The organism is Rhodopseudomonas palustris HaA2 (assembly GCF_000013365.1).
In the GTDB taxonomy this organism is placed as follows: Bacteria; Pseudomonadota; Alphaproteobacteria; order Rhizobiales; family Xanthobacteraceae; genus Rhodopseudomonas; species Rhodopseudomonas palustris_J.
The window spans coordinates 2,749,007-2,775,180 of the sequence record NC_007778.1; the positions used below are offsets into that span (position 1 = coordinate 2,749,007).

Consider the following 26,174-nt stretch of genomic DNA (forward strand, 5'->3'; position numbering starts at 1 on the left):
GGCGATCATGATGAGCGGGGGCCACAGAGGACGAGATGCCGACATTTTCGCAAAGCCTTGAGCAATCCCTCCACCGCGCGCTCGCGATCGCCAACGAGCGACATCATCAATACGCCACGCTCGAGCATCTCCTGCTCTCTCTGGTCGACGATTCGGATGCGGCCGCGGTGATGCGCGCCTGCAGCGTCGATCTCGACAAGCTGCGCGCGAGCCTGGTGAACTACCTCGAAACCGAGTTCGAGAATCTCGTCACCGACGGTTCCGAAGACGCCAAGCCGACCGCCGGTTTCCAGCGCGTGATCCAGCGCGCGGTGATCCATGTGCAGTCGTCGGGGCGGGAAGAGGTGACCGGCGCCAATGTGCTGATCGCGATCTTCGCCGAACGCGAGAGCCACGCCGCGTACTTCCTGCAGGAGCAGGACATGACGCGCTACGACGCGGTCAACTACATCAGCCACGGCATCGCCAAGCGCCCCGGCGTGTCCGAGGCGCGGCCGGTGCGCGGCGTCGACGAAGAGACCGAGACCAAGAGCGGCGAAGATTCCAAGAAGAAGGGCGACGCGCTCGAGACCTATTGCGTCAATCTCAACAAGAAGGCGCGCGACGGTAAGATCGATCCGGTGATCGGGCGCAACGCCGAAATCAACCGCGCCATCCAGGTGCTGTGCCGCCGGCAGAAGAACAACCCGCTGTTCGTCGGCGAAGCCGGCGTCGGCAAGACCGCGATCGCCGAAGGCCTCGCCAAGCGCATCGTCGACTCGGAAGTGCCGGAAGTGCTCGCCGCAGCCACCGTGTTCTCGCTCGACATGGGCACGCTGCTCGCCGGCACGCGCTATCGCGGCGACTTCGAGGAGCGTCTGAAGCAGGTGCTCAAGGAGCTCGAAGCGCATCCGAACGCGATCCTGTTCATTGACGAGATCCACACCGTGATCGGCGCCGGCGCGACCTCCGGTGGCGCGATGGATGCCTCGAATCTACTCAAGCCTGCCTTGGCTTCAGGCACGATCCGCTGCATGGGCTCGACGACTTACAAAGAATACCGGCAGCACTTCGAGAAGGACCGCGCGCTGGTGCGGCGTTTCCAGAAGATCGACGTCAACGAGCCGACGGTCGAAGACGCGATCGCGATCCTCAAGGGCCTCAAGCCGTATTTCGAGGACTATCACAAGCTCAAATACACCAACGAGGCGATCGAATCGGCCGTCGAACTGTCGTCGCGCTACATCCATGACCGGAAGTTGCCGGACAAGGCCATCGACGTGATCGACGAATCCGGCGCGGCGCAGATGCTGGTGGCGGAGAACAAGCGCAAGAAGACCATCGGCATCAAGGAAATCGAGGCCACGGTCGCGACCATGGCGCGGATCCCGCCGAAGAGCGTGTCGAAGGATGATGCAGAGGTGCTGAAGCACCTCGAAACCACCCTGAAGCGCGTGGTGTTCGGCCAGGACAAGGCGATCGAGTCGCTGTCCGCCTCCATCAAGCTCGCCCGTGCGGGCCTGCGCGAACCGGAGAAGCCGATCGGCTGCTACCTGTTTTCGGGCCCGACCGGCGTCGGCAAGACCGAGGTTGCCAAGCAACTGGCCTCGACGCTCGGCGTCGAGCTGCTGCGCTTCGACATGTCGGAATACATGGAGCGCCACACCGTCTCGCGCCTGATCGGCGCGCCGCCCGGCTATGTCGGCTTCGATCAGGGCGGCCTGCTGACCGACGGCGTCGACCAGCATCCGCATTGCGTCGTGCTGCTCGACGAAATCGAGAAGGCGCATCCCGATCTGTACAACGTGCTGCTGCAGATCATGGATCACGGCCGGCTGACCGACCACAACGGCAAGCAGGTCAATTTCCGCAACGTCATCCTGATCATGACGACCAATGCCGGCGCCGCCGATCTGGCGCGGCAGGCATTCGGCTTCACCCGCAACAAGCGGGAAGGCGACGACCACGAGGCGATCAACCGGCAGTTCGCGCCGGAGTTCCGCAACCGTCTCGATGCGATCGTGTCGTTCGCGCATCTCAATGCCGATGTCATCGGCATGGTGGTCGAGAAGTTCGTGCTGCAGCTCGAGGCGCAACTCGCCGATCGCGACGTCACCATCGAGCTGACCGACGAGGCCAAGGCCTGGCTGGTGCAGCACGGCTATGACGAGCAGATGGGCGCGCGGCCGATGTCGCGGGTGATCCAGGAGCACATCAAGAAGCCGTTGGCCGACGAGGTGCTGTTCGGCCAGCTCAAGGGCGGTGGCCACGTCAAGGTGGTGCTGGTCAAGGACGAGGCGGTCGCCGGCGTCGAGCTGGAGAAGATCGCCTTCGAATTCCTCGACGGCCCGGTGACGCCGAAGCCCGAAAATCTGCCCAACGCGCGCAAGCGCGGCGCGGCCCGCAAGCCCAAGCCGGGCGGCCCGAAGGGATCGGCGAAGGATCCCTTGGTCAAGGCCTGAGCGGACTACGCTTGATCAATTGAACGAGGCCGGCGAGCGATCGCCGGCCTTTTTCGTTTGGGGCGAGTCGTCATCCTGAGGTGCGAGCACAGCGAGCCTCGAAGGATGCGGCGGCGAGGACGGCATTTGCGGCCCATCCTTCGAGGCCCGTCGAGCCGCGCTGTGGCGCGGCTCGACGGGCACCTCAGGATGACGTTGAGACTCGTGGCGAGGGTTGATGAAGAATTCCGTCTAATTACTTCGCCGGCGCCGGTGCCGGCGCCTGCGGTGGATCGCCTTCCGGCGCGATCATCGCCCAGCCATAGGCTTTCAGTTTGCCGCGGCCGAGCGGCAGCACCATGGTGCCGAACACCGGCGTGCTGCTGCCGAGCGTGCCGCGATAGGGCGCCGGGATTTCGTCGGTGCGGGCGAATTCGTCGGTCGACCACACCACCAGCGTGCCGGATTGCTTCAGCCGTTGCGGCGTGATCCACGGGCTCTTGGCGAAGTCGGCATCGATGAACACCGATGGTCGCGGCGAGGCGTCGAATGCGACGAAGCCGGCTTGGCGGGCACTCCCGGTGACGCTATCGAGCGGCCGGGTGGTCCGGCTTCTCCACGCCGCCTGCATCGCCTGCGACAGCGCGCGAGCCGGATACAGCTCGGTCGGCGGCGGGCCGTCACCATAGGCTCTGGCGTAGATCGATGCCGTGGTGGCGATCGGAACGCCCACCAGCACCAGCAGCCACGCCACCACCGCGAGGCGCGGGGCGCGTAGCACCAGCCGCCGCGGCAGCAGCAGGAGCAGCGCCAGCCCCGATAGCGGCACCAGCGCACTGCCGGTGTAGGCGCCGATCGTGAACCAGTCCGGCACGCTGCCGACCGCAACCAGCATCGACGGCACGAAGGCGGCGGCGAGGATCAGCGAGCGATCGAAGCTGCTCGGCGTGTCGAGCTCGATCGTTGCGGGGGCGCCCTGCAGCGGCAGTCGCGGCAGCACCGCCAGCACCGCGATCAGGATCAGCCCAGCGTGCAGCCCGACCTGGCCGAACACGAAGGCGAAGGCCGCGCCGATCCGTGGCAGCAAATCGGCCGACGCGCCCGCTGCGGCGGACGCCGATGCATTCGCCTGACCGAGCCAGATCAGATGCGGCAGCAACACGACAAAGCACACCACCGCGGCGATCGGCGGGCCCAGCGTCCCCAACTGCCGGCGACCCTCGCGCGTCAGCAGCAGATGGCCGAGCAGCACCAGGATCAGGGCGAAGCCGGCGTGATTGGCATTGCCCAGCAGCGCGCAGACGACGCCGAGGCCGATCCAGCTCGACCGCGCTTGCCCGAGCACCGCCTGCCGATACAGCAGCACCGCCGCGACCGTCAGCGGCAGGCCGGCGATGGCGGGATCATAGCCGGTGACCTGCGGGCCGAAGCAGCCGATCAGGATCGTCAGCGCGACCGCCAGCGTCGCACCGGCTGCGCCGACGATGCCAGCGCCGAGCCGCCACAGCAGCACCAGCGTCGCCAGCGCTGAGCCGATCGAGAGCAGGAGCTGCGATCCGCTCCACCCGCCGGTCAGCAGCGAGGCGATCTCGGTCAGCCAGGGCGCCAGCGGCGGATACTTCCAAGTGCCCGCCTGCAGTTCCTTACCGAACAGCGCCATCTCGTAGCTGATCGCCGGCAGGCTCGGGAAGCTGAAGGCTGTGACGAACCACAGCCCGCCATAGATGCCGAGAATCCACAGCAACAGCCGCCGCGGCTCGCCGCGCAGGATCTGCAGCACCACGTCGCAGGCGCGCAGCAGCAGACCGGGGGCCGCACCCCCGGGCATCGTGACCGCAACGGCGTCAGGTGACGGTGGTGCAGTCGGCTGACCGGGCGATGTCTTCGAACTGGATGGCTTCGGCGGCGCTGTGGGCCGCTTTGAAACGTGGGGAGCCGGGCGGGGCGGCGCGCCCTTCGTCTCGACGGCGGGCGTCGGGGGAGCGACCGGAGCGGGCGCAGTGACCGGGGTCGTGGCGGTCTCGGCAGCCAGATCGGAGCCGGCCGAATTCGCGGCCGCAGCCGGACGCGCGCCGCTCTTGCCGCCCTGGCGCTTCTTGTTCGGCCGACGGTATTTCGACGTGTTCCTGGGCTGCTTGCGCTTGATGGTGCGTCGTCCTCTGCAGATCGGCGACGCTGCCATCGAAGGCCGGGCCGATCATGAAGTCAGGACCGACGTTGTAGTCCATCCGGCCGCCGAGGCAATTGCCGGAAAGGCGACTTGCGGAGAACCGGATACTGCGGCGGCGCGCGCCGGCCGCTCAGGCCTCTCCGAGCAGAACCTTGATCTTGCGCTGCAGCTCGCGCTTCTTCCGCTCGCTCTTGCGCAGGCGCTCGCCGAGGTCCGAGCCGTCGGCCGCCGCGCTGAACGCCAGTCCGACCGTATCGCCGCGGCGCCAGACGATCTTCGACGGATAGGTCCGGGCCTTCCTGGCGACGGTCAGCGCGATCTGGTCCGGGACGCCGGCCGCGCTGCCGAACTCGACCGTGGCGCCGTCGTCCGAGATGTTGCGGACCACGCAGTTCCGGGTCGCGCCACGCGCATTGATCGCGGCGACGCCGCCATACACAACCTTGTCCCGCCGGGATTTCCGCCGATCGTCCATCGAACCCTCCACGCGTGAGCGGCCGATTGTAGGCGGCTTCGGAAGGTGCGGAAGGGCGCGTGTGAACCGATCGCGGATTAACCTGAATCGATCGTGTGCTCGATCCGCCGTTCGCGAGATCAGGGAGCGCGGCGGTGTCGATCTGCGCGATCACGCGGCATTGGACGTTCAGCGAGAAGGAACATCCTTGGCGATCGTGCGATAATAGCGCAGGTCGCCGTGTCAGGATCGGGACGTCCGGGGCGCGCAGGATGGCGGTTGCGCTGGTCTCGACTACTCGATCAGGAACTTCGCGTGAGGATCCGGATGCTCATCGGCATGCTGCGCGGCATCGCGGTCGTTCTGCTCGTCGCGCTGACAGCGCCAAGCTTCACGCGCGCCGAGGAGGCGCAGCCGTCGAAGCAAGGCGAGATGCAGAGCAAGCCCGAGCCGCAGGCGAAGTCGGACCCGGCGGAGCCCGCGGCAAAGCCTGTCGAGCAGCCCGGAGAGAAACCCGCCGACCGCGACACCCGCGAGTCGATCTGCCTGATGATCGAGTCGGCGGCGAAGGCGCATGATCTGCCGCTGGAGTTCTTCGCCCGCGTGATCTGGCAGGAGAGCCGGTTTCAGCCGGACGCCATCGGACCGGTGACGCGCAACGGTCAGCGCGCCCAGGGCATCGCGCAATTCATGCCCGGCACCGCGACGGAACGCAGCCTGCTCGATCCGTTCGACCCGGTGCAGGCGCTGCCGAAATCCGCCGAATTCCTCAGCGAGTTGCGCGGTCAGTTCGGCAATCTCGGACTGGCGGCGGCGGCATACAATGCCGGTCCGCGCCTGGTGCAGGAATGGATCGCCGGCACCGGCCCGATGCCGCAGCAGACCCGCGACTACGTCTATGCGATCACCGGCACCTCGGTCGACGACTGGGCCGCCGCCGGCCGCAAGACCAAGCCCGCGACGCAAGCCGCCGGCGATTGCCGCACGCTGATGGCGCTGCTGCGGCGTGCGCCGAACCCGTTCGTGACGCAGCTCGAAGCGCGGGTGAAACTCGGCGCCGACAAACCTTGGGGCGTGCAACTCGCGGCCGGCTTCAATCGCGACCGGGCGCTGGCGATGTATGCGCGCGCGATGGCGCGGCTGAGCGCGGTGATCGGCGATCACGATCCGAGCCTGTCGAGCGCGGTGTTCCGCAGCCGCGGTACGCGGCCGTTCTATCAGGTGCGGATCGGTGCCGAGACGCGCACTGAAGCGAACGATCTGTGCAGCCGGATACGCCGCGCCGGCAGCGCCTGTCTGGTGCTGCGCAATCGCGGCTGAGCAACACGGTGCGGATCAGAATTCGGACCGCAGTTGCGCCAACCTGGCGCGCAATTGCACGTTGACGCGCTCGGTGGCCCGGATGCGCAGCGCGAGGTCGAGCGGCAGCTCGGAGGGTTGTCGCCGCGGCGCGTCCAGCCAAAGACCGGCGCGGTTTTCACGCCGCCAGACGATCCGGCCGCGATAAGCGATGCTCTTGCGCGCGATCACCAGGTCCACGCGGTCCGGCACGGCGGCCGGATTGTCGAACTCGATCTGGGCTCCCTCCGCCGACAGATTGCGGACGATACAGTCGATCGTTGCTGTTCGGGCCTGGAAGGCGAGCCGTCCGCCGTAATAGACCCGTCGTCGTGAACTGCTGCGCCGTTCGAACATCGTCAGCCCCTCGCTTTGGTTGTGGGATGCTATCAGGGGTAGTGGCGAGGCCGGAATTCGACTGACGGTCAACCGATTGTTAAGGTAAACGGGCAGCGGGACCGCGCGAGATTCGCCGCGATGGTCAAAGGTGTTTCAGTACGAATGGCGCTTCCTCCCCATGACTCCTCGCGCTGGCAGAGCCCGATGCGCGCCTTCCTGCTGGGGCTGCGGGCGGTCGCGACCTCGGTCCTGTCGATGGTGCTGTTCGCCACCTTCATCGGCATCGGCGCGCTGGCGCATGACAGCGGCTTCAGCCTCGGCTGGGTGCTGCTCGGCACGCTGCTGGTGTGGGCCGGGCCGGCGCAGATCATCCTGATCTCGACGCTCGGCTCCGGGGCCACCGTGTTGCAGGCGGCGATCGCGGTGACCGTCAGCGCGATCCGGCTGTTTCCGATGGTGGTATCGGTGCTACCGATGCTACGGACTCCGACCACCAAGCTGCGCCATCTGGTGCTGCCGGCGCATTTCGTGGCGGTGACGATGTGGGTCGAGTGCTTCCGGCTGTTGCCGCAAGTGCCGCGCGAACGCCGGATCGCTTTCGCCAATGGACTCGGCACCGGGCTGATCTCGGTGTGCCTGATCGCCAATCTGATCGGCTATCTGCTGGCCGCCAATCTGCCGCAACTATTCGGCGCCGCGGTGCTGCTGCTGACGCCGCTGGCGTTTCTGTTGTCGACCGCGCGCAACTGCCGCGAACTCGCCGACATCGTCGCGCTCGGGCTGGGACTTGCGCTGTTTCCGCTGGTGGCGATGTTTCACACCGGGGTCGACGTGCTGATCAGCGGCGTGGCGGCCGGTACCATCGCTTACGGCGTGCATCGCTTTCGGCGGAGACCGGCATGACCGACTTCATCGGCGATTGGCAGGCGCTCGTGGTGCTGGTGCTCGCGGGTTTCCTGCCCAACGAGATCTGGCGCATGCTCGGGCTGTGGCTCGGCGGCGGCATCGACGAAGGCTCCGAGCTGCTGATCTGGGTGCGCGCGGTGGCGACCGCGATCCTCGCCGGCGTGATCGCGCAGATTCTGGTGCTGCCGCCGGGCGCGCTGGCGGGTGTGCCGGCGCTGCTGCGCTACGGCGCGGTGGGAATGGGGCTGCTGGTGTTTCTCGCGGCCGGCCGCTCGATCCTGTTCGGCGTGCTGGTCGGCGAGGCGGTGCTAATCGCCGGGCAATGGGCGCTCGGCTGAGTTCACCTTTTGCGGTGGTTGCCAGACGCCTCTATCCCGCTAGGCTGGAATCGATTTCGGCACAGACTCCGGGAAATCTCCATGATTGCCACCGATGACATCCGCGAAGGTGAAGTCACCGTCACGCCGCCACCGCCGACCGACGCCGGTCTGGTGTTCATCGGCCGGATTCGCACGCCGTGGAGGTCGCGCGGCGAGACGCCGCGGCAGGGCAGTCCCGACGGTCCGGTGTGCCGGCTGGAGATTTTCGAGCCGTGGACCGCGGCGCTCGCCGGCCTCGATAGGTTCACGCAGGTGCAGGTGGTCTATTGGCTGCACCAGTCGCGCCGCGATCTGGTGATCCAGCGCGGCCACGGCATCGACGGCCCCCGCGGCACCTTTGCGTTGCGCTCGCCGGTGCGGCCGAACCCGATCGGGATTTCGTCGGCGGCTCTGGTCGGGATCGAGGGATCGACGGTGCTGGTGCGCGGGCTCGATTGTCTCGACGAAACGCCGCTGATCGACCTCAAGCCCGACCGCTGCGTGCATTCGATGGCGAAGTAACCAGACAAGGCCGTGATGGCCGGATGCTTGTTGTCTTGATTGAGCATGATCCCGAAAACCGGCATCCGCCTTTCGGGATCATGCTCTAATACGATTAGTGTCGGGCACGCCATTCACGCCAACTGATGACGACAAGGGTCAACCCGCACAGCGGAAGAACGACGGTGCCGAGGACGAAGCCATAGGTCGAGAGTCCGTCGTGCTGCTGTGCCGCCATCACCAGGTAAACGGTGTAGGCGACGTAGAGCGCCAGAAACAGCCCGCCTTCCCACCTGGCGATCAGGCTGCCGGTGAAGAAGATCGGCAGGCAGGCAATCGCCACCGCGACCATCACCGGGATATCGAACGCCATCATGGCCGGAGCGATATTAAGGCCGTCCGGCGCCACCCCGGCGGACAGGCCGAGCACGCCGAGAATGTTGAAGGTGTTGCTGCCCACCACATTGCCGACGGCGATGTCGCGCTGACCGCGGATGGCCGCCATGATCGAGGTCGCGACCTCGGGCAGCGAGGTGCCCGCCGCGACGATGGTCAGACCGATCACCATTTCGCTGACGCCGAACAGTTTCGCGAACGTGACGGCCGCCTCGACCAGAAAGGTCGCGCCGATCACCAGCAAGATTAGGCCTACGATGATCAGCGCGATTTGCACCGGCAGCTTCGAGTCCCACCCCGTTCCCGCGTCGGCGGTGGTCGGTGCCGCCTCATCCGAGGCCGTTTCCTGACGACGGCTCTGCACGATCAGGAATGCCGTATAGGCGGCCATGAGGCCTATCAGGATCAATCCGTCCACGCGCGACAGATTGCCATCCCACGCCAGCGCGGCCAGCAGCAAGGATGCTCCGACCATGATCGGAACCTCCTGGCGGATCAGTTGTCGGTTGACGATCAACGGCGTGATGAGCGCCGACAGACCGAGGATGAAGAGCACATTCAGAATGTTGCTGCCGACGACATTGCCGATCGTAATGTCGGCCTGGTTCGACATCGCCGCCTGAATCGAGACCGCCAGTTCCGGAGAGCTGGTACCGAAGGCCACCACCGTCAGGCCGACCACCAGCGGCGATATTCCGAACGTGAGCGCCAGTTTGGAGGCCCCTCGGACCAGCAATTCTGCGCCGACGACAAGAGCGACAAGTCCCAACAGAAAACTGAGCAGGGTCAGCATTTTTCTCGACTCGCTATCGGGATCGCGGGAGGCTAACCCTGCGCCAGAGCCGCCTTCAGTTTCTCGGCGTGGCCTTCCAGGACGGCGGTGTCTTCCTTCTTAGTGGCCGGCGGCAGCAGCGGCACGCCGTCATGGCGCGGCATCACGTGCATGTGCAGATGATACACGACCTGGCCGGCGGCCGGTTCGCTGAACTGCTGCACCACGATGCCGTCGGCCTTGAAGGCTTTCATCGCGGCGTGGGCGATCTTGTGCGCGCCGCGCGCGACATGGGCGAAGTCTTCGGCGGTAATATCGAGGATGTTGCGCGCCGGCGCCTTCGGGATGACCAGCGTGTGCCCGGGCGAGCGCGGCATGATGTCGAGGAAGGCGAAGACGTGGTCGTCCTCGTAGATCTTGTGGCAGGGAAACTCGCCGCGCAGGATCTTGGCGAAGATGTTCTCGGGATCGTAGGCGGTCATGGGCGCTCCGGCTGTTCGCTCGCGTCATCTTTCGCCGCGGCGAACCAGCCGGTCAAGCCGGATCGGCGGCGTCGCTCTTGCGGAACGGGCCGGCCTCGGTCAGTTCGCGGCCCATCTCGTCGACGACCATCCGCTCGCGCTTCAGGTAATCCGCAATCGCGCGGCGCAGCGCGGGATCGGCGATGTAGTGCGCCGAGTAGGTGGTCTGCGGCAGGTAGCCGCGGGCGATCTTGTGCTCGCCCTGCGCGCCGGCCTCGACGGTGGCGAGGCCGCGGGCGATGGCGAAGTCGATCGCCTGGTAGTAGCAGACCTCGAAATGCAGAAAGGGGTGGTGCTCGACCGCGCCCCAGTGCCGGCCGAACAGCGTGTCGCCGCCGATGAAATTGATCGCGCCGGCGATCCAACGGCCGCCGCGCTTGGCCATCACCAGCAGCACGTCCTGCGCCATGCTCTGCCCGATCAGCGAATAGAATGCGCGGGTGAGGTAGGGCCGGCCCCATTTGCGCGAGCCGGTCTCCATGTAGAATTCGAAGAACGCGTCCCAGGCGTCTTCGGTGATGTCGCGGCCGGTCAGGCAATGGATGCTGATGCCATTGGCCAACGCATCGCGGCGCTCGCGCTTGATCGCCTTGCGATGCCGCGAGGCGAGGGTGGCGAGAAAGTCGTCGAAGCTGCGGTAGCCGGCATTGTGCCAGTGGAACTGCTGGTCGGTGCGTTGCAGGAAACCCTGCGCGGCGAGGAAGCGCCATTCGCTTTCGCGGGCGAAGGTGACGTGGGCCGACGACGCCTTGGAGAGCCCGCACAGCGCCACCAGCCCGCCTGCGAGCGCGGTCGCGACCTGCGCGGTGTCGCCGCCGTCGCGGATCAATAGCCGCGGTCCGGTCGCCGGCGTGAACGGTACCGAGACCTGCAGCTTCGGATAATAGCTGCCGCCGGCGCGCTCATAGGCGTCGGCCCAGCCGCGGTCGAACACGTATTCGCCCTGCGAGTGCGATTTCAGGTAGCACGGCACGAGGCCGACAATCCGTCCGTACTGCTTGGCCACGAGATGCCTGGGTCCCCAGCCGGTTCGCGCGCAGGCTGAATTCGATTTCTCGAGCGCGGCGAAAAAAGCGTGCGACAGGAATGGGTTGTAAGCCGTTTTCGAAGCTGCGCAGGAATTGGCTGAGAGACCGGATATAGTCGCGTCGGGTAGCAAGGCGGCACGCGCGCAGGCGTCCCACTCGCTCGCCGGGATGGCGTCGACCGAGGGGACGGCTTCCAGAACGATGTCGGATGAGCTCGTCAATCAGCTGACCGGGGCGCTGCGGCGATCAAGACGGGTGAGCGGCATTCCCACAGATTGTGCATTTTCGCGGCGCGCCGCAAGAGCGCCAGCGTTCACGGTTCCGGAACGAAGCCTTCGAAGATCATCTGGTCGGCATGACGGGCGGCGCGGCTGCGCTGATCCGGGGTGCGCACCGTCCAGGCCAGCAGCGCGCAGCCGAAGACGTTGCGGGCGATCCAGGGGGGCGGCGCGGGCAGATCGTCGACGCGGTAGGCGACGAAATGCGGCCGGGTGCGCAGGCCGTGGCGCAGCGCCAGCATCGGATTGCGCTGGGCCTCCGGCAGCTTGTCCCAATAGGCGTCGTCATAGCGCCGCTCGGCGGTGATGCCGCGTGGCAGTTTGGGCGCGAGCTGGCGCAGCGCCAGCACCTGGTCGGGATCGAACGACATCGCCGCGACCGGGCCGCGATAGGCCGCGAGCGCTTGCGTCAAACGTGTGGCAAGCTTGCGGTCGCCGTCGAAATGGCTCTTCAGCTCGATCACCAGCGGCACCCGGCCGCCGACCCGGTCGAGCAGACCGCCGAGCGTCATCATCCGCTCGGCGGTGTCGTGGAAGCGGACCTGCTTCAGCTCGGCCGCGGTCAGGGCGAGCAGCTTTGCGCTGCCGTCATTCAGTCGACCGAGCGTGTCGTCGTGGTGCACCATCGCTTCGCCGTCGGCGGTGAGCTGGATGTCGACCTCGATGGCGAAATGGCCGGCGACCGCGGCGTCGATCGCGGCCGGCATGTTCTCGAGCACGCCGCGGGCGCGGTCGTGCAGTCCGCGATGCGCGATCGGACGAGCTGTCAGCCAGTCGGGAGCGCGCATCGCCGTCAGTCCTGCAATCAGGCGACTTCGAACAATCCCTCGACCTCGACTGCGGCATCGGCCGGCAGCGAGGCGACGCCGATCGTGGTGCGGGCGTGGCGGCCCTTGTCGCCGAACGCGGCGACCATCAGGTCGGAGGCGCCGTTCATCACCTTCGGGCCGTCGGTGAAATCCGGCGTCGAGTTGATGAAGCCGCCGAGCCGCACCACGCGCACCACCTTGTCGAGGTCACCGAGCGCGGCCTTGAGTTGCGCCAGCAGATTGATCGCGCAGCCGCGCGCGGCGGCGTTGCCGTCTTCGATGCTGACGCCGGCGCCGAGCTTGCCCTTGGCGATCAGCTTGCCGTCGCCGTCGAAGCAGAGCTGGCCGGACACCACCAGTAGATTGCCGGTGCGCACGAAGCCGACGTAATTCGCGACCGGGCTCGCGGGTTCGGGCAGGACGATGCCCTGCGCGGTCAGTTTCTGTTCGATCACTCCGGTCATAGCAGTCCCCAATTTTGTTCGTCAGGCGTTGTGTTGGTCACGTCCCCAGCCGGCCATGCGTCCGGGCCGGCCCTGTTTGGCCGATTGCGCCGGGTCTGGCAAGCAAGCCGGGCGCGGGGTGTGAACAGCGGCGACGGCGCAATGATCGCCCGCCTGTTCCGGGGCCATCATGCAAGTTTGACCGAATTGCTCCGCGAATTCACCGCAATCCGGTGTTCCATCGGCCGGCGGCGTTGCGGCGCGCCCGGCCGCTTACTATCCTCAATTGCATGTCTTCAAGGAGATCCACCCGCATGTCCCGACCGACGAGCCTTCGCGCGAATATGCTGGCGATGACGATGTTCGGCGCCGCGGCGCTGTCCGGCGCGCCCGCGCTCGCCGCTCCGAACGTCTCCTTCCTGCCGCATCAGGCGCTGTACGATCTCAGTCTGCTGAAGACGCGTAACAACGCCTCGGTCAGCACCGTGCGCGGTCGCATCCTGTACAATTTCTCCGGCAATTCCTGCGAGGGTTACACCTCGGATTTCCGTCAGGTCTCCGAGATCGAGAGCGGCGAGGGCAAGAACACGCTGAGCGACCTGCGCTCGTCGAGCTGGGAGGACGCGGCCGGCAAGAGCTATCGTTTCAAGATCGACACCAAGATGAACGATGCCGATCCGACCGACGTTGACGGCATCGCGGAGCGCACCGGCGACACCATCACGGTGAAATTGAAGCAGCCGGTGCAGAAGACCTTCACGCTCGATGGCAAGACGGTGTTCCCGACCGAGCAGATCGAACGCATCATCGCCGCGGCGCGCCAAGGCAAGACGCTGCTCGAGCTGCAGGTCTATGACGGCTCCGACAACGGCGAGAAGGTCTACAACACGCTGACCGTGATCGGGCAGCCGATCCAAGGCGACCGCGCGGCGTCGTCTCCCGATCCGTCGACCTCGGACGACGCGATGAAGTCGCTGAAGCGCTGGCCGGTGACGGTGAGCTACTACGATCACGCGGCCAAATCCAATTCCGGCGAGCAGACGCCGGTCTATGCGATGTCGTTCGAATTGTATGAAAACGGCGTGTCGCGCTCGCTGGTGCTCGACTACAACGACTTCGTGCTCGCCGGCGCCATGGGCAAGTTCGACGTCAAGTCGAACAAGCCGTGTCAGTAGGTCGAGCGAGCCGTCACCCTGAGGAGCGGCGCAGCCGCGTCTCGAAGGGCGACGGCGTTTCCGGCCCGTCCTTCGAGGCTCGCTGCGCGAGCACCTCAGGACGACGCAAGCCTCGCGGCGGCGACGATGCCAACTAACAACTTTTGTCATGGCCGGGCTCGTCCCGGCCATCCACGTCTTGGGCCTGTCCACGTAACAAACACGTGGATGCCCGGGACAAGCCCGGGCATGACGGTGGTTGTTGATGTCTCGGCGCTAAAGACGAAAGTGAGTCATCCCCGCGGCTTGTCCGGGCCGTCGTAAGCGAGCCCCCTGATCACCGCGGCGGCGCCGAATTTCTTGCGCAGATCGTCGATGGCGCGCTCGGCTGTCGCGGAGCGGCGATCGATCATGTCGGTGTCGCCGGCCGTGGAGCCCGGCGCCAGTGCGCTGACGCCGGTGCCGATCAGGCGGAACGCGGTGCCGTCGATTTCCTTCGCGAGCATGTCGCGCGAGATCGCGAAGATTCGTCCTGCGAGCTGGGTCGGCGCGTGAATCGTCTGCGAGCGGGTGCGCTGGCGGAAGTCGCCGGTTTTCAGCTTCAGGGTGATCGTCGAGCCGGCCAGCGCTGCGCCTTTGAGACGCGACGACACCTTCTCGGACAATCGCCACAGGATCCGTTCCAGCGTTTCGAAATCGCGGATGTCGGTCTCGAACGTGGTCTCGTTGGAGATCGACTTGGCGCCGCGATCCGGCACGACCTTGCGGTCGTCGATGCCGCGGGCGAGCCGCCACAGCCGCCGGCCCTCGTCGCCGAACTGCCGCATCAGCTCGATCTCGTCGGCCTTCTGCAGATCGGCGATGGTGCGGAAGCCATGCTGCGCGATCCGTGCCGCGGTCGCGGGTCCGACGCCGAAGATGAAGCCGACCGGGCGCGGGCCGAGCATCGCCCGGGCGTCGTCCTGATCGAGCGTCGCAAAGCCGCGCGGCTTGTCGAGATCGGAGGTGATCTTGGCGAGGAACTTGTTGCAGGACAGCCCGACCGAGACGGTGATGCCGACGTCGCGCTCGATGTCGCGGGCGAACCGCGCCAGCACCTTGGCGGCGATGGTGCCGTGCATCCGTTCGGTGCCGGACAGGTCGAGAAACGCCTCGTCGATCGACAGCGGCTCGACCAGCGGCGTGAGCTGCAGCATTGCCTGGCGGACCTCGCGGCCGACGCGGACGTATTTCGCCATGTCGGGCCGGACCACGGCGGCCGACGGGCACAGCGCCAGCGCCTTGAACATCGGCATCGCCGAGCGCACACCGAAGGTCCGCGCGATGTAGCAGGCCGCCGAGACCACGCCGCGTTTGCCGCCGCCGATGATCACCGGGCGGTCGGCGAGTTCCGGATTGTCGCGCTTCTCGACGGTCGCGTAGAACGCATCGCAGTCGATATGGGCGAGGGTGAGCGCCGGAAGCGCACGATGCCGGGCCAGCCGCGGGGAACCGCAGGCGGCGCAGCGCCGCGCGGCCGTCGCGTTGTCGGCGAGGCAATCGCGGCAGAAGCACAGCGGTCCGGGCGGCGAGGCCGAATTCACGGCGTGTCGCGCTCCCAGGGTTTGTCTTCCAGCACCTGCAGCGCGGCCGCGACATTCGTCGGGTCGAGCTCGACCGAATTTGCGAACGCCTTCACGGTCGCGTCATCGCGCATGATGAAGTTCAACACGCTGATCAGGAACTGCGGATCGGCGGCCGACTGCCGCAGCGTCTCGGGGCCGATCCCGCTCTCGGCCAGGAACAGGCCCAGCCGTTCGGGGTCGGAGGCGATGAAGGACAGCGCCTGAATCGCCACGATTTCAGAAACTTGTCTGGCATTGTGAACACGCTTTGGCATCGCTGATGTTTGCCTTTCCGTAACTTCTGGTCTCTATTTTATTCAATCATGCCCGAGTCTTGCATGCTTGAGTCTCGAGTTTTGCGGCTTGTCGGACAGTCACGCTCGTCGCAGACGCGGGCATTCTCGTATCAGGATTGGAGGGCGGGATGGCCAAAACCGTCCTGATCGTCGAGGACAATGAGCTCAACATGAAGCTCTTTCGCGATCTGCTGGAAGCCCACGGCTACCAGACCGCGGGAACGAGCAATGGCCATGAAGCGCTCGCCCTCGTTCGCAAGCTGCATCCCGACCTGATCCTGATGGACATCCAGCTGCCGCAGGTGTCTGGTCTGGAGGTCACCCGCTGGATCAAGGACGACCCGGAACTGCGGCACATTCCGGTGGTCGCGGTCACGGCGTTCGCGATGAAGGGCGACGAGGAACGCATCCGCGAGGGCGGCTGCGAAGCCTATCTGTCGAAGCCGATATCGGTCGGCAAGTTCATCGAAACCGTGCGCCGTTTCATCGGATAGGAGAACGCGATGTCCGCACGCATTTTGGTGGTCGACGACATTCCGGCCAACGTCAAGCTGCTCGAAGCGCGGCTGTCGGCGGAGTATTTCGACGTCGTCACCGCGGCCAACGGCGCGCAGGCGCTGGAGATCTGCGACCGCGCCGAATGCGACATCGTGCTGCTCGACGTGATGATGCCGGACATGGACGGATTCGAGGTCTGCCGCCGGTTGAAGGCCAATCCGAAGACGCATTTCATCCCGGTGGTGATGGTGACGGCGCTCGACAGCCCGGCCGATCGGGTGCGCGGGCTCGAGGCCGGCGCCGACGATTTCCTCACCAAGCCGGTGTCGGATGTGGTGCTGATCGCGCGGGTGCGTTCGCTGACGCGGCTGAAGATGATGACCGACGAATTGCGCATGCGCGCGATCACCTCGTTCGAGATCGGCGTGCAGGCGCCGGAGCGCGAGGCGGTCAACGATCTCGGCAAAGGCGGCCGCATCCTGCTGGTCGACGACCGGCCGTCGTCCTACGAGCGGCTGGCGCCCTTGCTCGCCGCCGAACACGACATCGACGTCGAACCCAATCCGTCCGAGGCGCTGTTCCATGCGGCCGAAGGCAATTACGATCTGCTGATCGTGTCGCTCGGCCTGGAGAATTTCGACGGGCTGCGGCTGTGCAGCCAGGCCCGTTCGCTGGAGCGGACACGCCACGTGCCGATCCTCGCCATCGCCGACGCCGACAACAATGCGCGGCTGCTGCGCGGGCTCGAGATCGGCGTCAACGACTACCTGCTGCGGCCGGTCGACAAGAACGAACTCTTGGCGCGCGCGCGCACCCAGATCCGCCGTCGGCGCTACACCGATCATCTGCGCGACAACGTGCAGCATTCGATCGAGATGGCGATCACCGACGGCCTGACCGGGCTGCACAATCGCCGCTACATGGAGAGCCATCTCGCGACGCTGGCCGAACAGGCGGGGTCGCGCGGCAAGCCGCTGGCGCTGATGATCCTCGACATCGACTTCTTCAAGGCGATCAACGACACCTACGGCCACGATGCCGGCGACGACGTGCTGCGCGAATTCGCGGTGCGGATCAAGAAGTCGATCCGCGGCATCGATCTGGCCTGCCGCTATGGCGGCGAGGAGTTCGTGATCGTGATGCCGGAGACCGACCTGCAGGTCGCCCAGATGGTGGCGGAGCGGCTGCGCCGCGCCATCGCCGGCGAACCGTTCGCGATCGAGAAGGGGACGAAGCGGATCGCCGTCACGATCTCGATCGGCCTGTCGACGCTCGAACGCAAGGGAGAAGCGGTGCGCGATCTCCTCAAGCGCGCCGACACCGCGCTGTACCGCGCCAAGCACGACGGCCGGAATCGGGTGGTCGCGGCGGCGGCGTGAGCACTGGCACCCTCTGCATCGAAACACGCGCCGCCGTCATCCTGAGGTGCGCGCCGTCCTTCACGGCGCGCCTCGAAGGATGGCCGCGCGTGCCTGCCGCCCATCCTTCGAGGCGCGCAAGAGCGCGCACCTCAGGATGACGCTGCAGGTGTGGGGGCGCAGGAGCGGTGAGGAATTGCAAAAACAAACGGGGCCCGAGGGCCCCGCGAAACGCCGTCAGCAAGCGTGACGCTTACTTGATCTTGGCTTCCTTGAACTCGACGTGCTTGCGCGCGACCGGGTCGTACTTCTTCTTGGTCATCTTGTCGGTCATGGTGCGCGAGTTCTTCTTCGCCACGTAATAGAAGCCGGTGTCGGCCGTGGAGACGAGCTTGATCTTGATGGTGACCGCTTTGGCCATGTCGGAACCTCGGATGTCGGGAATCAATCAGCGAGGTCGAACGTCAGGACCCGCGTTTGGCGCGCAAACTAGCCGCGAATGATCGAAAGTCAAGGTTTTCGGCCAAACTCGCGTCACCGCGGCGGTCGACCCCGGTTTTCGGGCCGGTTTCGGGCCGGCCGTCGCCAGAATATGGGCGATTTCGACAAGACGGCAGGCATTTGCATCGCAGATCCTTGCTGAACCGCTCTCGACAAGGGGCCAGCGTGCCCCATGTTCGCAAGCCGCGCCGAATCTCAACGAAAGTCGAACAATGACCGCAATCGAACCGAGCCTGAGGGTGGTGGACGACCAGCGACCCCAGCCGCCGCCGCGCAAGACCGGCGGGGAGGGCGCGCCGTCGGCCCCGGCAATGGGGTTCGCCCTGACATGGGCGATGGCCGCTGCGTCGGGAATCGCGGTGGCCAACATCTATTACAACCAGCCGATGCTCGGCGTGATCGAGCGCGACCTCGGCTCCCCGTCGCTGACCGGCCTGATTCCGACCGCGACCCAGCTCGGCTATGCGGTCGGCCTGTTCCTGCTGGTGCCTCTCGGCGATCTCACCGACCGGCGCCGGCTGATCGCGTGGCAATTCGTGCTGCTCGCGGGCGCGCTGGTGCTGGTGGCGTTGGCGCCATCGGCTGGGCTGATGATCGTCGCCTCGCTGGCTCTCGGCGCCTGCGCCACGGTGGCGCAGCAGGTGGTGCCGTTCGCCGCGGCGCTGGCCGAGCCGGCGCGGCGCGGCAAGGTGATCGGCGCGGTGATGGCGGGGCTGCTGTGCGGCATTCTGCTGAGCCGCACCGTGGCCGGCTTCGTCGCCGGCCATACCGGCTGGCGCGAGATGTTCTGGCTGGCGGCGCCGCTGGCGCTGGTGGCCGCCGCGCTGATGGCGTGGCTGCTGCCGCGCAACCACCCGCATCTGACGATCGGCTACGGCGCCGCGCTGAAATCGCTGCTGGCGCTGTGGCGCGAGCAGCCGAGCCTGCGCCGCGCCACTTTGGTGCAGGCCGCGCTGTTCGGATCGTTCAGCGTGTTCTGGACGGTGCTGGCGCTGTATCTGCAGGAGCCGCGCTTTGGGCTCGGCCCCGACGCGGCTGGGTTGTTCGGGCTGGTCGGTGTGGTCGGCATTCTGGCCGCGCCGATCGCCGGGCGCATCGCCGACCGCAGCGGGCCCGGTCCGGTGATCACGATCGGCGCGTTGCTGACGGTGGTGTCGTGGGGGCTGTTCGGCCTGTGGGGCAGCCTGGCAGGGCTGGTGCTGGGGGTGATCGTGCTGGATTTCGGGCTGCAGAGCGCGCTGATCTCGAACCAGCACATCATCTACGCGCTGGTGCCGGACGCGCGCAGCCGGTTGAACACCGTGTTCATGACGGGCACCTTCATCGGAGGCGCGATCGGATCGGCCGGCGCGGCGTTCGCGTGGGGACAGGGCGGCTGGCCGGCGGTGTGCGTCTTCGGTGCCGCGCTGGCCGCGGTCGCCCTGGTGCTGGAACTGCTGGCCCGCAGGGCGGCCCGATAGGGCACGAGCCGTGCCGGGCCCTCAGGCGCCCGGCAGCAGGTCCTTCTGCATCTTGCCGCCGTAGAAATGGAAGAACGGCACCGGCGCGTCGTGGCGGAGCGGGCCGGTGGCGAGGCGGCGGTGCAGCTCGCCGAGCACGTTCTTGGTCATCGCATGCAGATCGGCGAGCGGGCTGGAACCGAGCTCGACCCAGACCAGTTCGACCAGTTCGGCATCGGCATGGACGACACCCTCGACCCGGTGGGCGATCGCCGAGGCATCGGCGGTGAAGAAACGGGTGTCGAACCGGCGCACCCGGCCGGGCGGGGTGATGGCGCGGGCGATCAGGTACAGGCCGGACGGGTCGGGCAACAGCCCGGCCTCGGCGAAGGGTTGCCATGGGCCATCGAGATTGGTCTTGGCGCCGTCCGCCTTGCAGCCGAGGCACAGGCCGGTCTCCTCGCAAGCCTCGCGGATCGCCGCGATCGCCAGCGCGCGGGCGCGGGCGGGGGTGATCCTCGGGCTGCCCTTGAGCAGATTGGCCTCGAGCTCCGGCGGAATCTGCGCTGCGACCGGCACGCGGTTGTCGAACTTGTCGACCCGGCCGCCGGGGAACACGAACTTGCCGGGCATGAACACCACCTTGTCGTGGCGCCGGCCGACCAGAACCTTCGGGATACTGCCGCTGCGATCGACCAGGATCAGCGTCGCGGCGTCCTTGGGACGGAAATAGGGATGGTGATCGGCTTCCTTCTCGCCCTGTTCGACCGTGTGCGCAGCCTGCGTGACCGTCTCGCTCATCTCGTTCCCATCCCCCGTCTCTTTTTGTTGCGGCTTGACGCCGTCACTTCTCAGGATTGTTCTCGTCGAAGCCGTGCATCCGGAACGCCCATTGCAAGCCGACCACCGCGCCCTTCACCGGCTGCAGTAGCGCCAGCGATGCGAACAACGTGATAGGCAGATAGATCGCGAGCTGCAACATCACCGGCGGCGAGAAATTGGTCTCGATCGACAGCGCGATCGGAACCACGATGTGGCCGACGATGACGATCACCAAATAGGCCGGCAGGTCGTCAGCGCGGTGGCCGGTGAAATCCTGACCGCAATGCGAGCAGTTGTCGGCGGTCTTCAGGAAGCCGCGGAACAGCTTGCCTTCGCCGCATTGTGGGCAGCGGCCGCGAAAGCCGCGCCACATCGCCTGCCAGACATTGCGATCTTCGGCGGGAGCGTTGTCCGACGGCCAGACGATCGGTGCACGATTCACAACGGTCTTCATCGCGTTCCCTTTCCGGGCTTGTTCGCCTTGCGCTTCGACGGCTTCGCAGCCTTCGGCTTGCCGGCCTTGCTTCGCGCGCTGCGCCCGATTTTGGCGCCGCCCTTTGCCGGTTCCACCGCCTTGGCGCGACCCTTGTACGCTCCCTTGCGTGGCCCGCGCGCGACGCTTCGCGATTCACTTAATAGCTCGAACCGCAACGCGCCAGCCACAGGGGCTGCTTCTACCAGACGGACGTCGACGACGTCCCCCAGCCGATGCATGGCACCGCTGCGCGAGCCGATCAGCGCGTGGCGGGTTTCGTCGTAGTTGTAATACTCGTCGCCGAGCGTGCGGATCGGAATCAGTCCGTCGGCGCCGGTGTCGCTCAGCTTGACGAACAGGCCGGCCTTGGTGACGCCGGAGACGCGGCCCTGGAAGGTCGCGCCGATGCGGTCGGCGAGGTGATGCGCGATCAGCCGGTCGACCGTCTCGCGCTCGGCCTTCATCGCGCGGCGTTCGGTCAGTGAGATCTGGGCTGCGACTTCGGCCAGCGTTTCCACCGTCTCGGTCTGCGGCAGCGCGCCGTCGCCGAGGTTGAGCGCGCGGATCAGCGCGCGGTGCACCACGAGATCGGCGTAGCGGCGGATCGGCGAGGTGAAATGCGCGTAGCGGCGCAGGTTCAGGCCGAAATGGCCGTAATTCTCGGAGGCATATTCGGCCTGCGCCTGCGAGCGCAGCACCACTTCGTTGACCAGCGGCTCGGCGTCTTCGCCTTTGACCATCGCCAGGATGCGGTTGAACTGCGCCGGCTTCAGCGCTCCGCCCTTGGCGAAGGACAGATCCAGCGTCTTCAGGAAGTCGACGAGGTTGTGGACCTTCTCCACGCTCGGTTCGTCGTGCACCCGATAGATCAGCGGCAGCGCTTTCTTTTCGAGCATCTCGGCCGCGGCGACGTTGGCGAGGATCATGAATTCCTCGATCAATTTATGCGCGTCGAGCCGCTCCGGAACGATGACGCGGTCGACGGTGCCGTCGGGCTTCAGGATGATCTTGCGCTCGGGCAGATCGAGATCGAGCGGATCGCGCTCGTCGCGGCCGCGCTTGACGATCGCATAGGCGTCGTAGAGCGGCTTCAAAATCGTGTCGAGCAGCGGGCCGGTGGTGTCGTCGGGCCGGCCGTCGATCGCGGCCTGGGCCTGCGCGTAGTTCAGCTTCGCGGCCGAGCGCATCAGCACGCGATGAAACGAATGCGAGCGCTTGCGGCCGTCGGCGCCGATCACCATGCGGACCGCGAGAGCGCCGCGGGGCTCGCCGGGCTTCAGCGAGCACAGATCGTTGGAAATCCGCTCCGGCAGCATCGGCACGACGCGGTCGGGGAAGTACACCGAATTGCCGCGCCGTAGCGCGTCGCGATCGAGCGCCGAGTCCGGCCGCACGTAGTAGGCGACGTCGGCGATCGCGACGTGCAGGATCACGCCGCCTTTGTTGTTGGGGTCGGGATCCGGCTCGGCGTGGACCGCGTCGTCGTGGTCCTTGGCGTCGGGCGGATCGATCGTCACCAGCGGCAGCTCGCGCCAGTCCTCGCGGCCCTTCAGCGTCGCCGGCTCGGCGGCTTCGGATTCGCGCAACGCGGTCGTCGAGAATTCCTGCGGGATGTCGTGGGAGTGGATTGCGATCAGGCTGACGGCTTTTTCGGTCGCGAGCGAGCCGAGCCGTTCCTTGACGCGGCCGGACGACAGGCCATAGCCGCGGCTGCGGATCAGGTCGACGCTGACGAGGTCGCCGTCCTGCGCGCCGCCGGCATCGTGCGGCGCGATGTTGAGTTCGCGCCCGGCCTGCTTCTTGTCGACCGGGACAAGCCGGCCGCCGCCCTGCGGCGTGGCGCGAAAAATCCCCAGAATGCGCGGCTTGCCGCGATCGAGCACGCGAATGACGCGGCCGACATAAGCGGGACCTTGCTCGGGCGCCTCGGCCGGCTCGACATGCAGCAGCGCGCGGTCGCCGAGGCCGGCGGCGGTGCCGGGCTTGGGCCGGCGCGGGGTGTGGATGCGGATCTTCGGCGGCTCGCCGTCCTGCTCGTCCCATTCAGACGGGGTGGCGATCAGTTCGCCGTCGCTATCGCGCGCGGTGATATCCGCCAACAGCGTCGGGGGCAGGGTGGCCGGCTCGGCGACCTTGCGGCGGCCGCTCTTGCGGATCGCGCCGTCGTCGGACAGTTCCTTGAGACGGCGCTTCAGTTCGGCACGATCGGCATTCTTCAGGCCGAACTCGCGGGCGATCTCGCGGGTGCCGACCTTGCCGGGATGCGCGCGGATAAAGGCGAGGAGCGTGGCCTTGTCCGGGAACTTGTCGTCGCGCGTCTTGCTCACATCTATCCGTTCTTGGCCGCGCTCTTTTTGGCGGGTGATTTCGGCTTGGCTGCCGCGGCTTTAGGCTTGGTCGTTGACGTCTTGGCTTTCACCGGCGCGCGCGCCGGGCTTGCGGCGGCGCCCTCGGCTTTCGGCTTCTTGGCCGCGGCTTTCTTCGCCGGCTTGGCGTCGCTCTTGGCTGCGGCTTTCTTGGCCGGCGCCTTCTTCTTGGCCTTAGCCCCACCGCCCTTGGCGGCGCGCTCGTCGATCAGCGCGATCGCTTCGGGGAGCGTGATGGTGTCCTGGGTCTTGTCGTTCGGGATCGTGGCATTGACGCCGCCGGCGGTGACATAGGCGCCGTAGCGGCCGGCCTTGACGGCGACCGGGCCGAGCGACGGATGATCGCCGAGCGGCTTGCCGGGATCGGCGCCAAACCGGCGCTTGCTCGGACCCTTGGCGATCTTCTCGGCGATCAGCGTGACCGCGCGATTGAGCCCAATGTTGTGGACGTCATCGCCGGCCTCGAGGCTGGCGTAGGTCTTCTCGTGCTGCACATAGGGCCCGAACCGGCCGATGCCGGCCTTGATCGGCTCGCCGGTCTCGGGGTGCTTGCCGACTTCACGCGGCAGCGCCAGGAGCCGCAGCGCGACGTCGAGCTCGACGTCGGACGGCGAGGTGCCCTTCGGGATGCCGGCGCGCTTGGGCTTTTCGCCCTCCGCGTAGTCCTTGGCGTCGCCGAGCTGGATATAGGGGCCGAACCGGCCGGATTTGACCGCGACTTCGAAGCCGGTGTCGGGATCGAGGCCGAGCACGCGATCGGCATCGGCGCCGCCGCCATCTGCAGCAAGCGGGCGGGTGTGGCGGCATTCCGGATAGTTCGAGCAGCCGACGAAGGCGCCGAACTTGCCGGCCTTGAGGTTGAGCCGGCCAGTGCCGCAGCTCGGGCACTGCCGCGGATCGCCGCCGTCCTCGCGGGGTGCATAGATGTGCGGGCCGAGCATCTCGTCGAGCACGTCGAGCACCTGCGCGACGCGCAGTTCCTTGATGTCATTGACCGCGCCGATGAAGTCGGTCCAGAAATCGCGCAGCACCTGCTGCCAGGAGATTTCGTTGTTGGAGATGCGGTCGAGCTTCTCTTCCAGCGCCGCGGTGAAGTCGTATTCGACATAGCGGGCGAAGAAGCTCTCCAGGAACGCGATCACGACGCGGCCCTTGTCCTCGCCGTGCAGCCGCTTCTTTTCGAGCTTCACATAGCCGCGATCCTTCAGCACCTGCAGGATCGACGCATAGGTCGAGGGCCGGCCGATGCCGAGCTCTTCCATCCGCTTCACCAATGAGGCTTCCGAGAAGCGCGGCGGCGGTTCGGTGAAATGCTGCGTCACCGCGAGCGCTTCGCGCTTCAGCGCCTCGTTCTCGCTCATCGCCGGCAGCCGTCGCGAATCCTCGTCTTCGGAATCGTCGTCGCGGCCTTCCTGATAGGCGGCGAGGAAGCCGTCGAACTTCACAACCTGGCCGGTGGCGCGCAGCTCCAGCACGCGCGATCCGGCCTTCGCCTCGATGTCGACGGTGGTGCGCTCCATCTCGGCCGATTCCATCTGGCTGGCGACGGTGCGGACCCAGATCAGCTCGTAGAGCCGGGCCTGGTCGGAATCGAGCCGCTTGTTGACCTCGGACGGGCGGCGCGACAGGTCGGTCGGGCGGATTGCTTCGTGCGCTTCCTGGGCGTTCTTGGCCTTGGCCTGATATTGCCGTGGCGAGTCCGGCACATAGGCGCTGCCGTAATCCTCGGCGATCACCTTGCGCGCTTGCGTAATGGCGGACGGGTCGATCTGGACGCCGTCGGTTCGCATATAAGTAATGAGACCGGTGGTTTCGCCGCCGATGTCGATGCCTTCATACAGCCGCTGCGCGATCCGCATGGTGTGCGCCGGCGCAAAGCCGAGCTTGCGGCTGGCTTCCTGCTGCAGCGTCGAGGTGGTGAACGGGGCGTAGGGATTGCGGCGGGCGGGCTTGGCCTCGACGCTCGACACGTTGAAATTGGCGGTCTCGATCGCCTGCTTGAAGTCCTCGGCCTCGGCGCCGGTGCCGATGTCGAGCCGCTGGATCTTCTTGCCGTCGGCGCCGACCAGGCGGGCCTCGAAGGCGTCGCCGCGCGGCGTCGTCAGCGTCGCGATCAGCGACCAGTATTCGCGCGCGACGAACTTCTCGATCTCCATCTCGCGGTCGCACACCAGCCGCAGCGCGACCGACTGCACGCGCCCGGCGGAGCGGGCGCCCGGCAGCTTGCGCCACAGCACAGGAGAAAGAGTGAAGCCGACCAGATAATCCAGCGCCCGGCGCGCCATATAGGCGTCGACCAGCGCGCCGTCGATCTCGCGCGGATGCTGCATCGCCTCGGTGACGGACTGCTTGGTGATGGCGTTGAACACCACGCGCTCGACCTTCTGGTCCTTCAGCGCACGCTTTTGTTTGAGCACCTCCAGCACGTGCCAGGAGATCGCCTCGCCCTCGCGATCAGGGTCGGTGGCGAGGATCAGCTTGTCGGCGCCCTTGAGCGCCTTGGCGATGTCGTTGAGCCGTCCGGCGGCTTTCGGATCGATCTCCCAGATCATCTGGAAATTGGCGTCGGGATCGACCGAGCCATTCTTGGCCGGCAGGTCGCGCACATGCCCGAACGAGGCCAGAACCTCGTAGGACGAGCCCAGATATTTGTTGATCGTCTTGGCCTTCGCAGGCGACTCGACAATGACGAGATTCATCGGATTCCAATGGCTTAGCTTAGAGAAATGCGCCGTTTTCGCGAGACTCGCGCCAGCCGCATGGCTCGGAACATGGGTTCTGGGACGGGCGCTGTCAAATCGGCTCACCGATACCACCGAGCCCTTTGGTGCAAAATAGGGATGAATCCCAACACAAAATAAACCTAGAGTTGTACAACTTAGAGTAGTAATTACGTCTATGAACTATCATTGGAGGCGGTTGCCTCC

The 26,174-nt window shown here is 66.5% G+C and carries 25 protein-coding genes; 9 read left to right on the plus strand and 16 right to left on the minus strand.

Annotation, left to right across the window (positions count from 1 at the left end):
* The first annotated feature begins 35 nt into the window (after positions 1-35).
* Complete coding sequence (gene clpA, locus RPB_RS12070) at positions 36-2,441, plus strand: ATP-dependent Clp protease ATP-binding subunit ClpA (protein WP_011441286.1); 2,406 nt, start codon at positions 36-38, stop codon at positions 2,439-2,441.
* 235 nt (positions 2,442-2,676) lie between these two features.
* Here the strand turns inward: clpA and RPB_RS12075 are convergent, their stop codons facing one another.
* The 3 genes from RPB_RS12075 to RPB_RS12080 all read right to left on the minus strand — a co-directional run bounded on the left by RPB_RS12075 (position 2,677) and on the right by RPB_RS12080 (position 5,065).
* Positions 2,677-4,248, minus strand: coding sequence for a glycosyltransferase family 39 protein (locus tag RPB_RS12075; RefSeq protein WP_245258212.1), 1,572 nt, complete (start codon positions 4,246-4,248; stop codon positions 2,677-2,679).
* Between the two features lie 16 nt (positions 4,249-4,264).
* Positions 4,265-4,648, minus strand: coding sequence for a hypothetical protein (locus RPB_RS25065; RefSeq protein ID WP_245258213.1), 384 nt, complete (start codon positions 4,646-4,648; stop codon positions 4,265-4,267).
* A gap of 72 nt (positions 4,649-4,720) precedes the next feature.
* On the minus strand, positions 4,721-5,065 hold the full coding sequence (locus RPB_RS12080) for a PilZ domain-containing protein (protein ID WP_011441288.1): 345 nt from the start codon (positions 5,063-5,065) through the stop codon (positions 4,721-4,723).
* Between the two features lie 411 nt (positions 5,066-5,476).
* Between RPB_RS12080 and RPB_RS12085 the strand changes: the two genes are divergently transcribed.
* Positions 5,477-6,364 carry a lytic transglycosylase domain-containing protein gene (locus RPB_RS12085; RefSeq protein ID WP_433993736.1) on the plus strand — a complete coding sequence of 296 codons (888 nt, stop codon included), beginning with the start codon at positions 5,477-5,479 and terminating at the stop codon, positions 6,362-6,364.
* Positions 6,365-6,379: 15 nt separating this feature from the next.
* Here RPB_RS12085 and RPB_RS12090 read toward each other — a convergent pair whose 3' ends face one another.
* Positions 6,380-6,739: a PilZ domain-containing protein gene (locus RPB_RS12090; RefSeq protein ID WP_011441290.1), complete on the minus strand. Its 360-nt coding sequence runs from the start codon at positions 6,737-6,739 to the stop codon at positions 6,380-6,382.
* A gap of 144 nt (positions 6,740-6,883) precedes the next feature.
* On the opposite strand from RPB_RS12090, the gene RPB_RS12095 reads away from it, so the two are divergent.
* From RPB_RS12095 to tsaA, 3 genes are all read left to right on the plus strand, one after another.
* Positions 6,884-7,624, plus strand: a complete 741-nt coding sequence (locus RPB_RS12095) for an AzlC family ABC transporter permease (protein WP_011441291.1) — start codon at positions 6,884-6,886, stop codon at positions 7,622-7,624.
* Complete coding sequence (locus tag RPB_RS12100) at positions 7,621-7,965, plus strand: AzlD domain-containing protein (RefSeq protein ID WP_011441292.1); 345 nt, start codon at positions 7,621-7,623, stop codon at positions 7,963-7,965. Before RPB_RS12095 ends, RPB_RS12100 begins: the two co-directional genes overlap by 4 nt.
* An 81-nt stretch (positions 7,966-8,046) precedes the next feature.
* Positions 8,047-8,508, plus strand: a complete 462-nt coding sequence (tsaA, locus tag RPB_RS12105; RefSeq protein ID WP_011441293.1) for a tRNA (N6-threonylcarbamoyladenosine(37)-N6)-methyltransferase TrmO — start codon at positions 8,047-8,049, stop codon at positions 8,506-8,508.
* Between the two features lie 94 nt (positions 8,509-8,602).
* On the opposite strand, the gene RPB_RS12110 is transcribed toward tsaA, so the two are convergent.
* The 5 genes from RPB_RS12110 to RPB_RS12130 form a co-directional block, all read right to left on the minus strand.
* On the minus strand, positions 8,603-9,676 hold the full coding sequence (locus tag RPB_RS12110) for a calcium/sodium antiporter (RefSeq protein WP_011441294.1): 1,074 nt from the start codon (positions 9,674-9,676) through the stop codon (positions 8,603-8,605).
* A gap of 32 nt (positions 9,677-9,708) precedes the next feature.
* The gene (locus RPB_RS12115; RefSeq protein ID WP_011441295.1) at positions 9,709-10,137 is read right to left on the minus strand and encodes an HIT family protein; all 429 of its coding nucleotides are present in this window, start codon (positions 10,135-10,137) and stop codon (positions 9,709-9,711) included.
* Between the two features lie 52 nt (positions 10,138-10,189).
* On the minus strand, positions 10,190-11,425 hold the full coding sequence (locus RPB_RS12120; RefSeq protein ID WP_011441296.1) for a GNAT family N-acetyltransferase: 1,236 nt from the start codon (positions 11,423-11,425) through the stop codon (positions 10,190-10,192).
* A gap of 92 nt (positions 11,426-11,517) precedes the next feature.
* Positions 11,518-12,270 carry a glycerophosphodiester phosphodiesterase gene (locus RPB_RS12125; RefSeq protein WP_011441297.1) on the minus strand — a complete coding sequence of 251 codons (753 nt, stop codon included), beginning with the start codon at positions 12,268-12,270 and terminating at the stop codon, positions 11,518-11,520.
* Positions 12,271-12,287: 17 nt separating this feature from the next.
* A complete protein-coding gene (locus RPB_RS12130; RefSeq protein ID WP_011441298.1) occupies positions 12,288-12,755 on the minus strand; it encodes a RidA family protein in 468 nt (155 codons plus the stop codon).
* Between the two features lie 332 nt (positions 12,756-13,087).
* Here RPB_RS12130 and RPB_RS12135 point away from each other — a divergent pair, with 332 nt between their 5' ends.
* Positions 13,088-13,909: a cell envelope integrity EipB family protein gene (locus RPB_RS12135; protein ID WP_433993737.1), complete on the plus strand. Its 822-nt coding sequence runs from the start codon at positions 13,088-13,090 to the stop codon at positions 13,907-13,909.
* A gap of 272 nt (positions 13,910-14,181) precedes the next feature.
* Here RPB_RS12135 and RPB_RS12140 read toward each other — a convergent pair whose 3' ends face one another.
* Positions 14,182-15,471 carry a DNA polymerase IV gene (locus tag RPB_RS12140; RefSeq protein ID WP_011441300.1) on the minus strand — a complete coding sequence of 430 codons (1,290 nt, stop codon included), beginning with the start codon at positions 15,469-15,471 and terminating at the stop codon, positions 14,182-14,184.
* A complete protein-coding gene (locus RPB_RS12145) occupies positions 15,468-15,767 on the minus strand; it encodes a DUF3572 domain-containing protein (protein WP_011441301.1) in 300 nt (99 codons plus the stop codon). Before RPB_RS12145 ends, RPB_RS12140 begins: the two co-directional genes overlap by 4 nt.
* A 149-nt stretch (positions 15,768-15,916) precedes the next feature.
* Here RPB_RS12145 and RPB_RS12150 point away from each other — a divergent pair, with 149 nt between their 5' ends.
* Together RPB_RS12150 and RPB_RS12155 are read left to right on the plus strand one after the other, a co-directional pair.
* The gene (locus RPB_RS12150) at positions 15,917-16,282 is read left to right on the plus strand and encodes a response regulator (RefSeq protein ID WP_011441302.1); all 366 of its coding nucleotides are present in this window, start codon (positions 15,917-15,919) and stop codon (positions 16,280-16,282) included.
* Positions 16,283-16,291: 9 nt separating this feature from the next.
* A complete protein-coding gene (locus tag RPB_RS12155) occupies positions 16,292-17,665 on the plus strand; it encodes a PleD family two-component system response regulator (protein WP_011441303.1) in 1,374 nt (457 codons plus the stop codon).
* A gap of 232 nt (positions 17,666-17,897) precedes the next feature.
* Here RPB_RS12155 and rpmG read toward each other — a convergent pair whose 3' ends face one another.
* Complete coding sequence (rpmG, locus tag RPB_RS12160; protein ID WP_011441304.1) at positions 17,898-18,065, minus strand: 50S ribosomal protein L33; 168 nt, start codon at positions 18,063-18,065, stop codon at positions 17,898-17,900.
* A gap of 292 nt (positions 18,066-18,357) precedes the next feature.
* Between rpmG and RPB_RS12165 the strand changes: the two genes are divergently transcribed.
* A complete protein-coding gene (locus RPB_RS12165) occupies positions 18,358-19,605 on the plus strand; it encodes an MFS transporter (protein ID WP_011441305.1) in 1,248 nt (415 codons plus the stop codon).
* Positions 19,606-19,626: 21 nt separating this feature from the next.
* Here the strand turns inward: RPB_RS12165 and RPB_RS12170 are convergent, their stop codons facing one another.
* From RPB_RS12170 to topA, 4 genes are read right to left on the minus strand one after another with little or no spacing between them, the layout of a single operon-like run.
* Entirely contained in the window at positions 19,627-20,385 is a 759-nt protein-coding gene (locus RPB_RS12170; RefSeq protein WP_011441306.1) for an NUDIX hydrolase, read from the minus strand.
* 43 nt (positions 20,386-20,428) lie between these two features.
* Positions 20,429-20,860: a DUF983 domain-containing protein gene (locus RPB_RS12175; RefSeq protein ID WP_011441307.1), complete on the minus strand. Its 432-nt coding sequence runs from the start codon at positions 20,858-20,860 to the stop codon at positions 20,429-20,431.
* Positions 20,857-23,208 (minus strand): ribonuclease R, encoded by a 2,352-nt coding sequence (gene rnr / locus RPB_RS12180; protein WP_011441308.1) that lies wholly within the window; start codon positions 23,206-23,208, stop codon positions 20,857-20,859. Before rnr ends, RPB_RS12175 begins: the two co-directional genes overlap by 4 nt.
* 2 nt (positions 23,209-23,210) lie before the next feature.
* Complete coding sequence (gene topA, locus RPB_RS12185) at positions 23,211-25,946, minus strand: type I DNA topoisomerase (RefSeq protein ID WP_011441309.1); 2,736 nt, start codon at positions 25,944-25,946, stop codon at positions 23,211-23,213.
* Between the last annotated feature and the right edge of the window lie 228 nt (positions 25,947-26,174).

Excerpts from the sequence above, each read along its gene's own strand:
- clpA (WP_011441286.1), top strand. The coding sequence starts at position 36 with ATGCCGACATTTTCGCAAAGCCTTGAGCAATCCCTCCACCGCGCGCTC.
- RPB_RS12075 (WP_245258212.1), bottom strand. The coding sequence starts at position 4,248 with ATGCCCGGGGGTGCGGCCCCCGGTCTGCTGCTGCGCGCCTGCGACGTG.
- RPB_RS25065 (WP_245258213.1), bottom strand. The coding sequence starts at position 4,648 with ATGGACTACAACGTCGGTCCTGACTTCATGATCGGCCCGGCCTTCGAT.
- RPB_RS12080 (WP_011441288.1), bottom strand. The coding sequence starts at position 5,065 with ATGGACGATCGGCGGAAATCCCGGCGGGACAAGGTTGTGTATGGCGGC.
- RPB_RS12085 (WP_433993736.1), top strand. The coding sequence starts at position 5,477 with ATGCAGAGCAAGCCCGAGCCGCAGGCGAAGTCGGACCCGGCGGAGCCC.
- RPB_RS12090 (WP_011441290.1), bottom strand. The coding sequence starts at position 6,739 with ATGTTCGAACGGCGCAGCAGTTCACGACGACGGGTCTATTACGGCGGA.
- RPB_RS12095 (WP_011441291.1), top strand. The coding sequence starts at position 6,884 with ATGGCGCTTCCTCCCCATGACTCCTCGCGCTGGCAGAGCCCGATGCGC.
- RPB_RS12100 (WP_011441292.1), top strand. The coding sequence starts at position 7,621 with ATGACCGACTTCATCGGCGATTGGCAGGCGCTCGTGGTGCTGGTGCTC.
- tsaA (WP_011441293.1), top strand. The coding sequence starts at position 8,047 with ATGATTGCCACCGATGACATCCGCGAAGGTGAAGTCACCGTCACGCCG.
- RPB_RS12110 (WP_011441294.1), bottom strand. The coding sequence starts at position 9,676 with ATGCTGACCCTGCTCAGTTTTCTGTTGGGACTTGTCGCTCTTGTCGTC.
- RPB_RS12115 (WP_011441295.1), bottom strand. The coding sequence starts at position 10,137 with ATGACCGCCTACGATCCCGAGAACATCTTCGCCAAGATCCTGCGCGGC.
- RPB_RS12125 (WP_011441297.1), bottom strand. The coding sequence starts at position 12,270 with ATGCGCGCTCCCGACTGGCTGACAGCTCGTCCGATCGCGCATCGCGGA.
- RPB_RS12130 (WP_011441298.1), bottom strand. The coding sequence starts at position 12,755 with ATGACCGGAGTGATCGAACAGAAACTGACCGCGCAGGGCATCGTCCTG.
- RPB_RS12135 (WP_433993737.1), top strand. The coding sequence starts at position 13,088 with ATGACGATGTTCGGCGCCGCGGCGCTGTCCGGCGCGCCCGCGCTCGCC.
- RPB_RS12145 (WP_011441301.1), bottom strand. The coding sequence starts at position 15,767 with ATGCCAAAGCGTGTTCACAATGCCAGACAAGTTTCTGAAATCGTGGCG.
- RPB_RS12150 (WP_011441302.1), top strand. The coding sequence starts at position 15,917 with ATGGCCAAAACCGTCCTGATCGTCGAGGACAATGAGCTCAACATGAAG.
- RPB_RS12155 (WP_011441303.1), top strand. The coding sequence starts at position 16,292 with ATGTCCGCACGCATTTTGGTGGTCGACGACATTCCGGCCAACGTCAAG.
- rpmG (WP_011441304.1), bottom strand. The coding sequence starts at position 18,065 with ATGGCCAAAGCGGTCACCATCAAGATCAAGCTCGTCTCCACGGCCGAC.
- RPB_RS12165 (WP_011441305.1), top strand. The coding sequence starts at position 18,358 with ATGACCGCAATCGAACCGAGCCTGAGGGTGGTGGACGACCAGCGACCC.
- RPB_RS12170 (WP_011441306.1), bottom strand. The coding sequence starts at position 20,385 with ATGAGCGAGACGGTCACGCAGGCTGCGCACACGGTCGAACAGGGCGAG.
- RPB_RS12175 (WP_011441307.1), bottom strand. The coding sequence starts at position 20,860 with ATGAAGACCGTTGTGAATCGTGCACCGATCGTCTGGCCGTCGGACAAC.
- topA (WP_011441309.1), bottom strand. The coding sequence starts at position 25,946 with ATGAATCTCGTCATTGTCGAGTCGCCTGCGAAGGCCAAGACGATCAAC.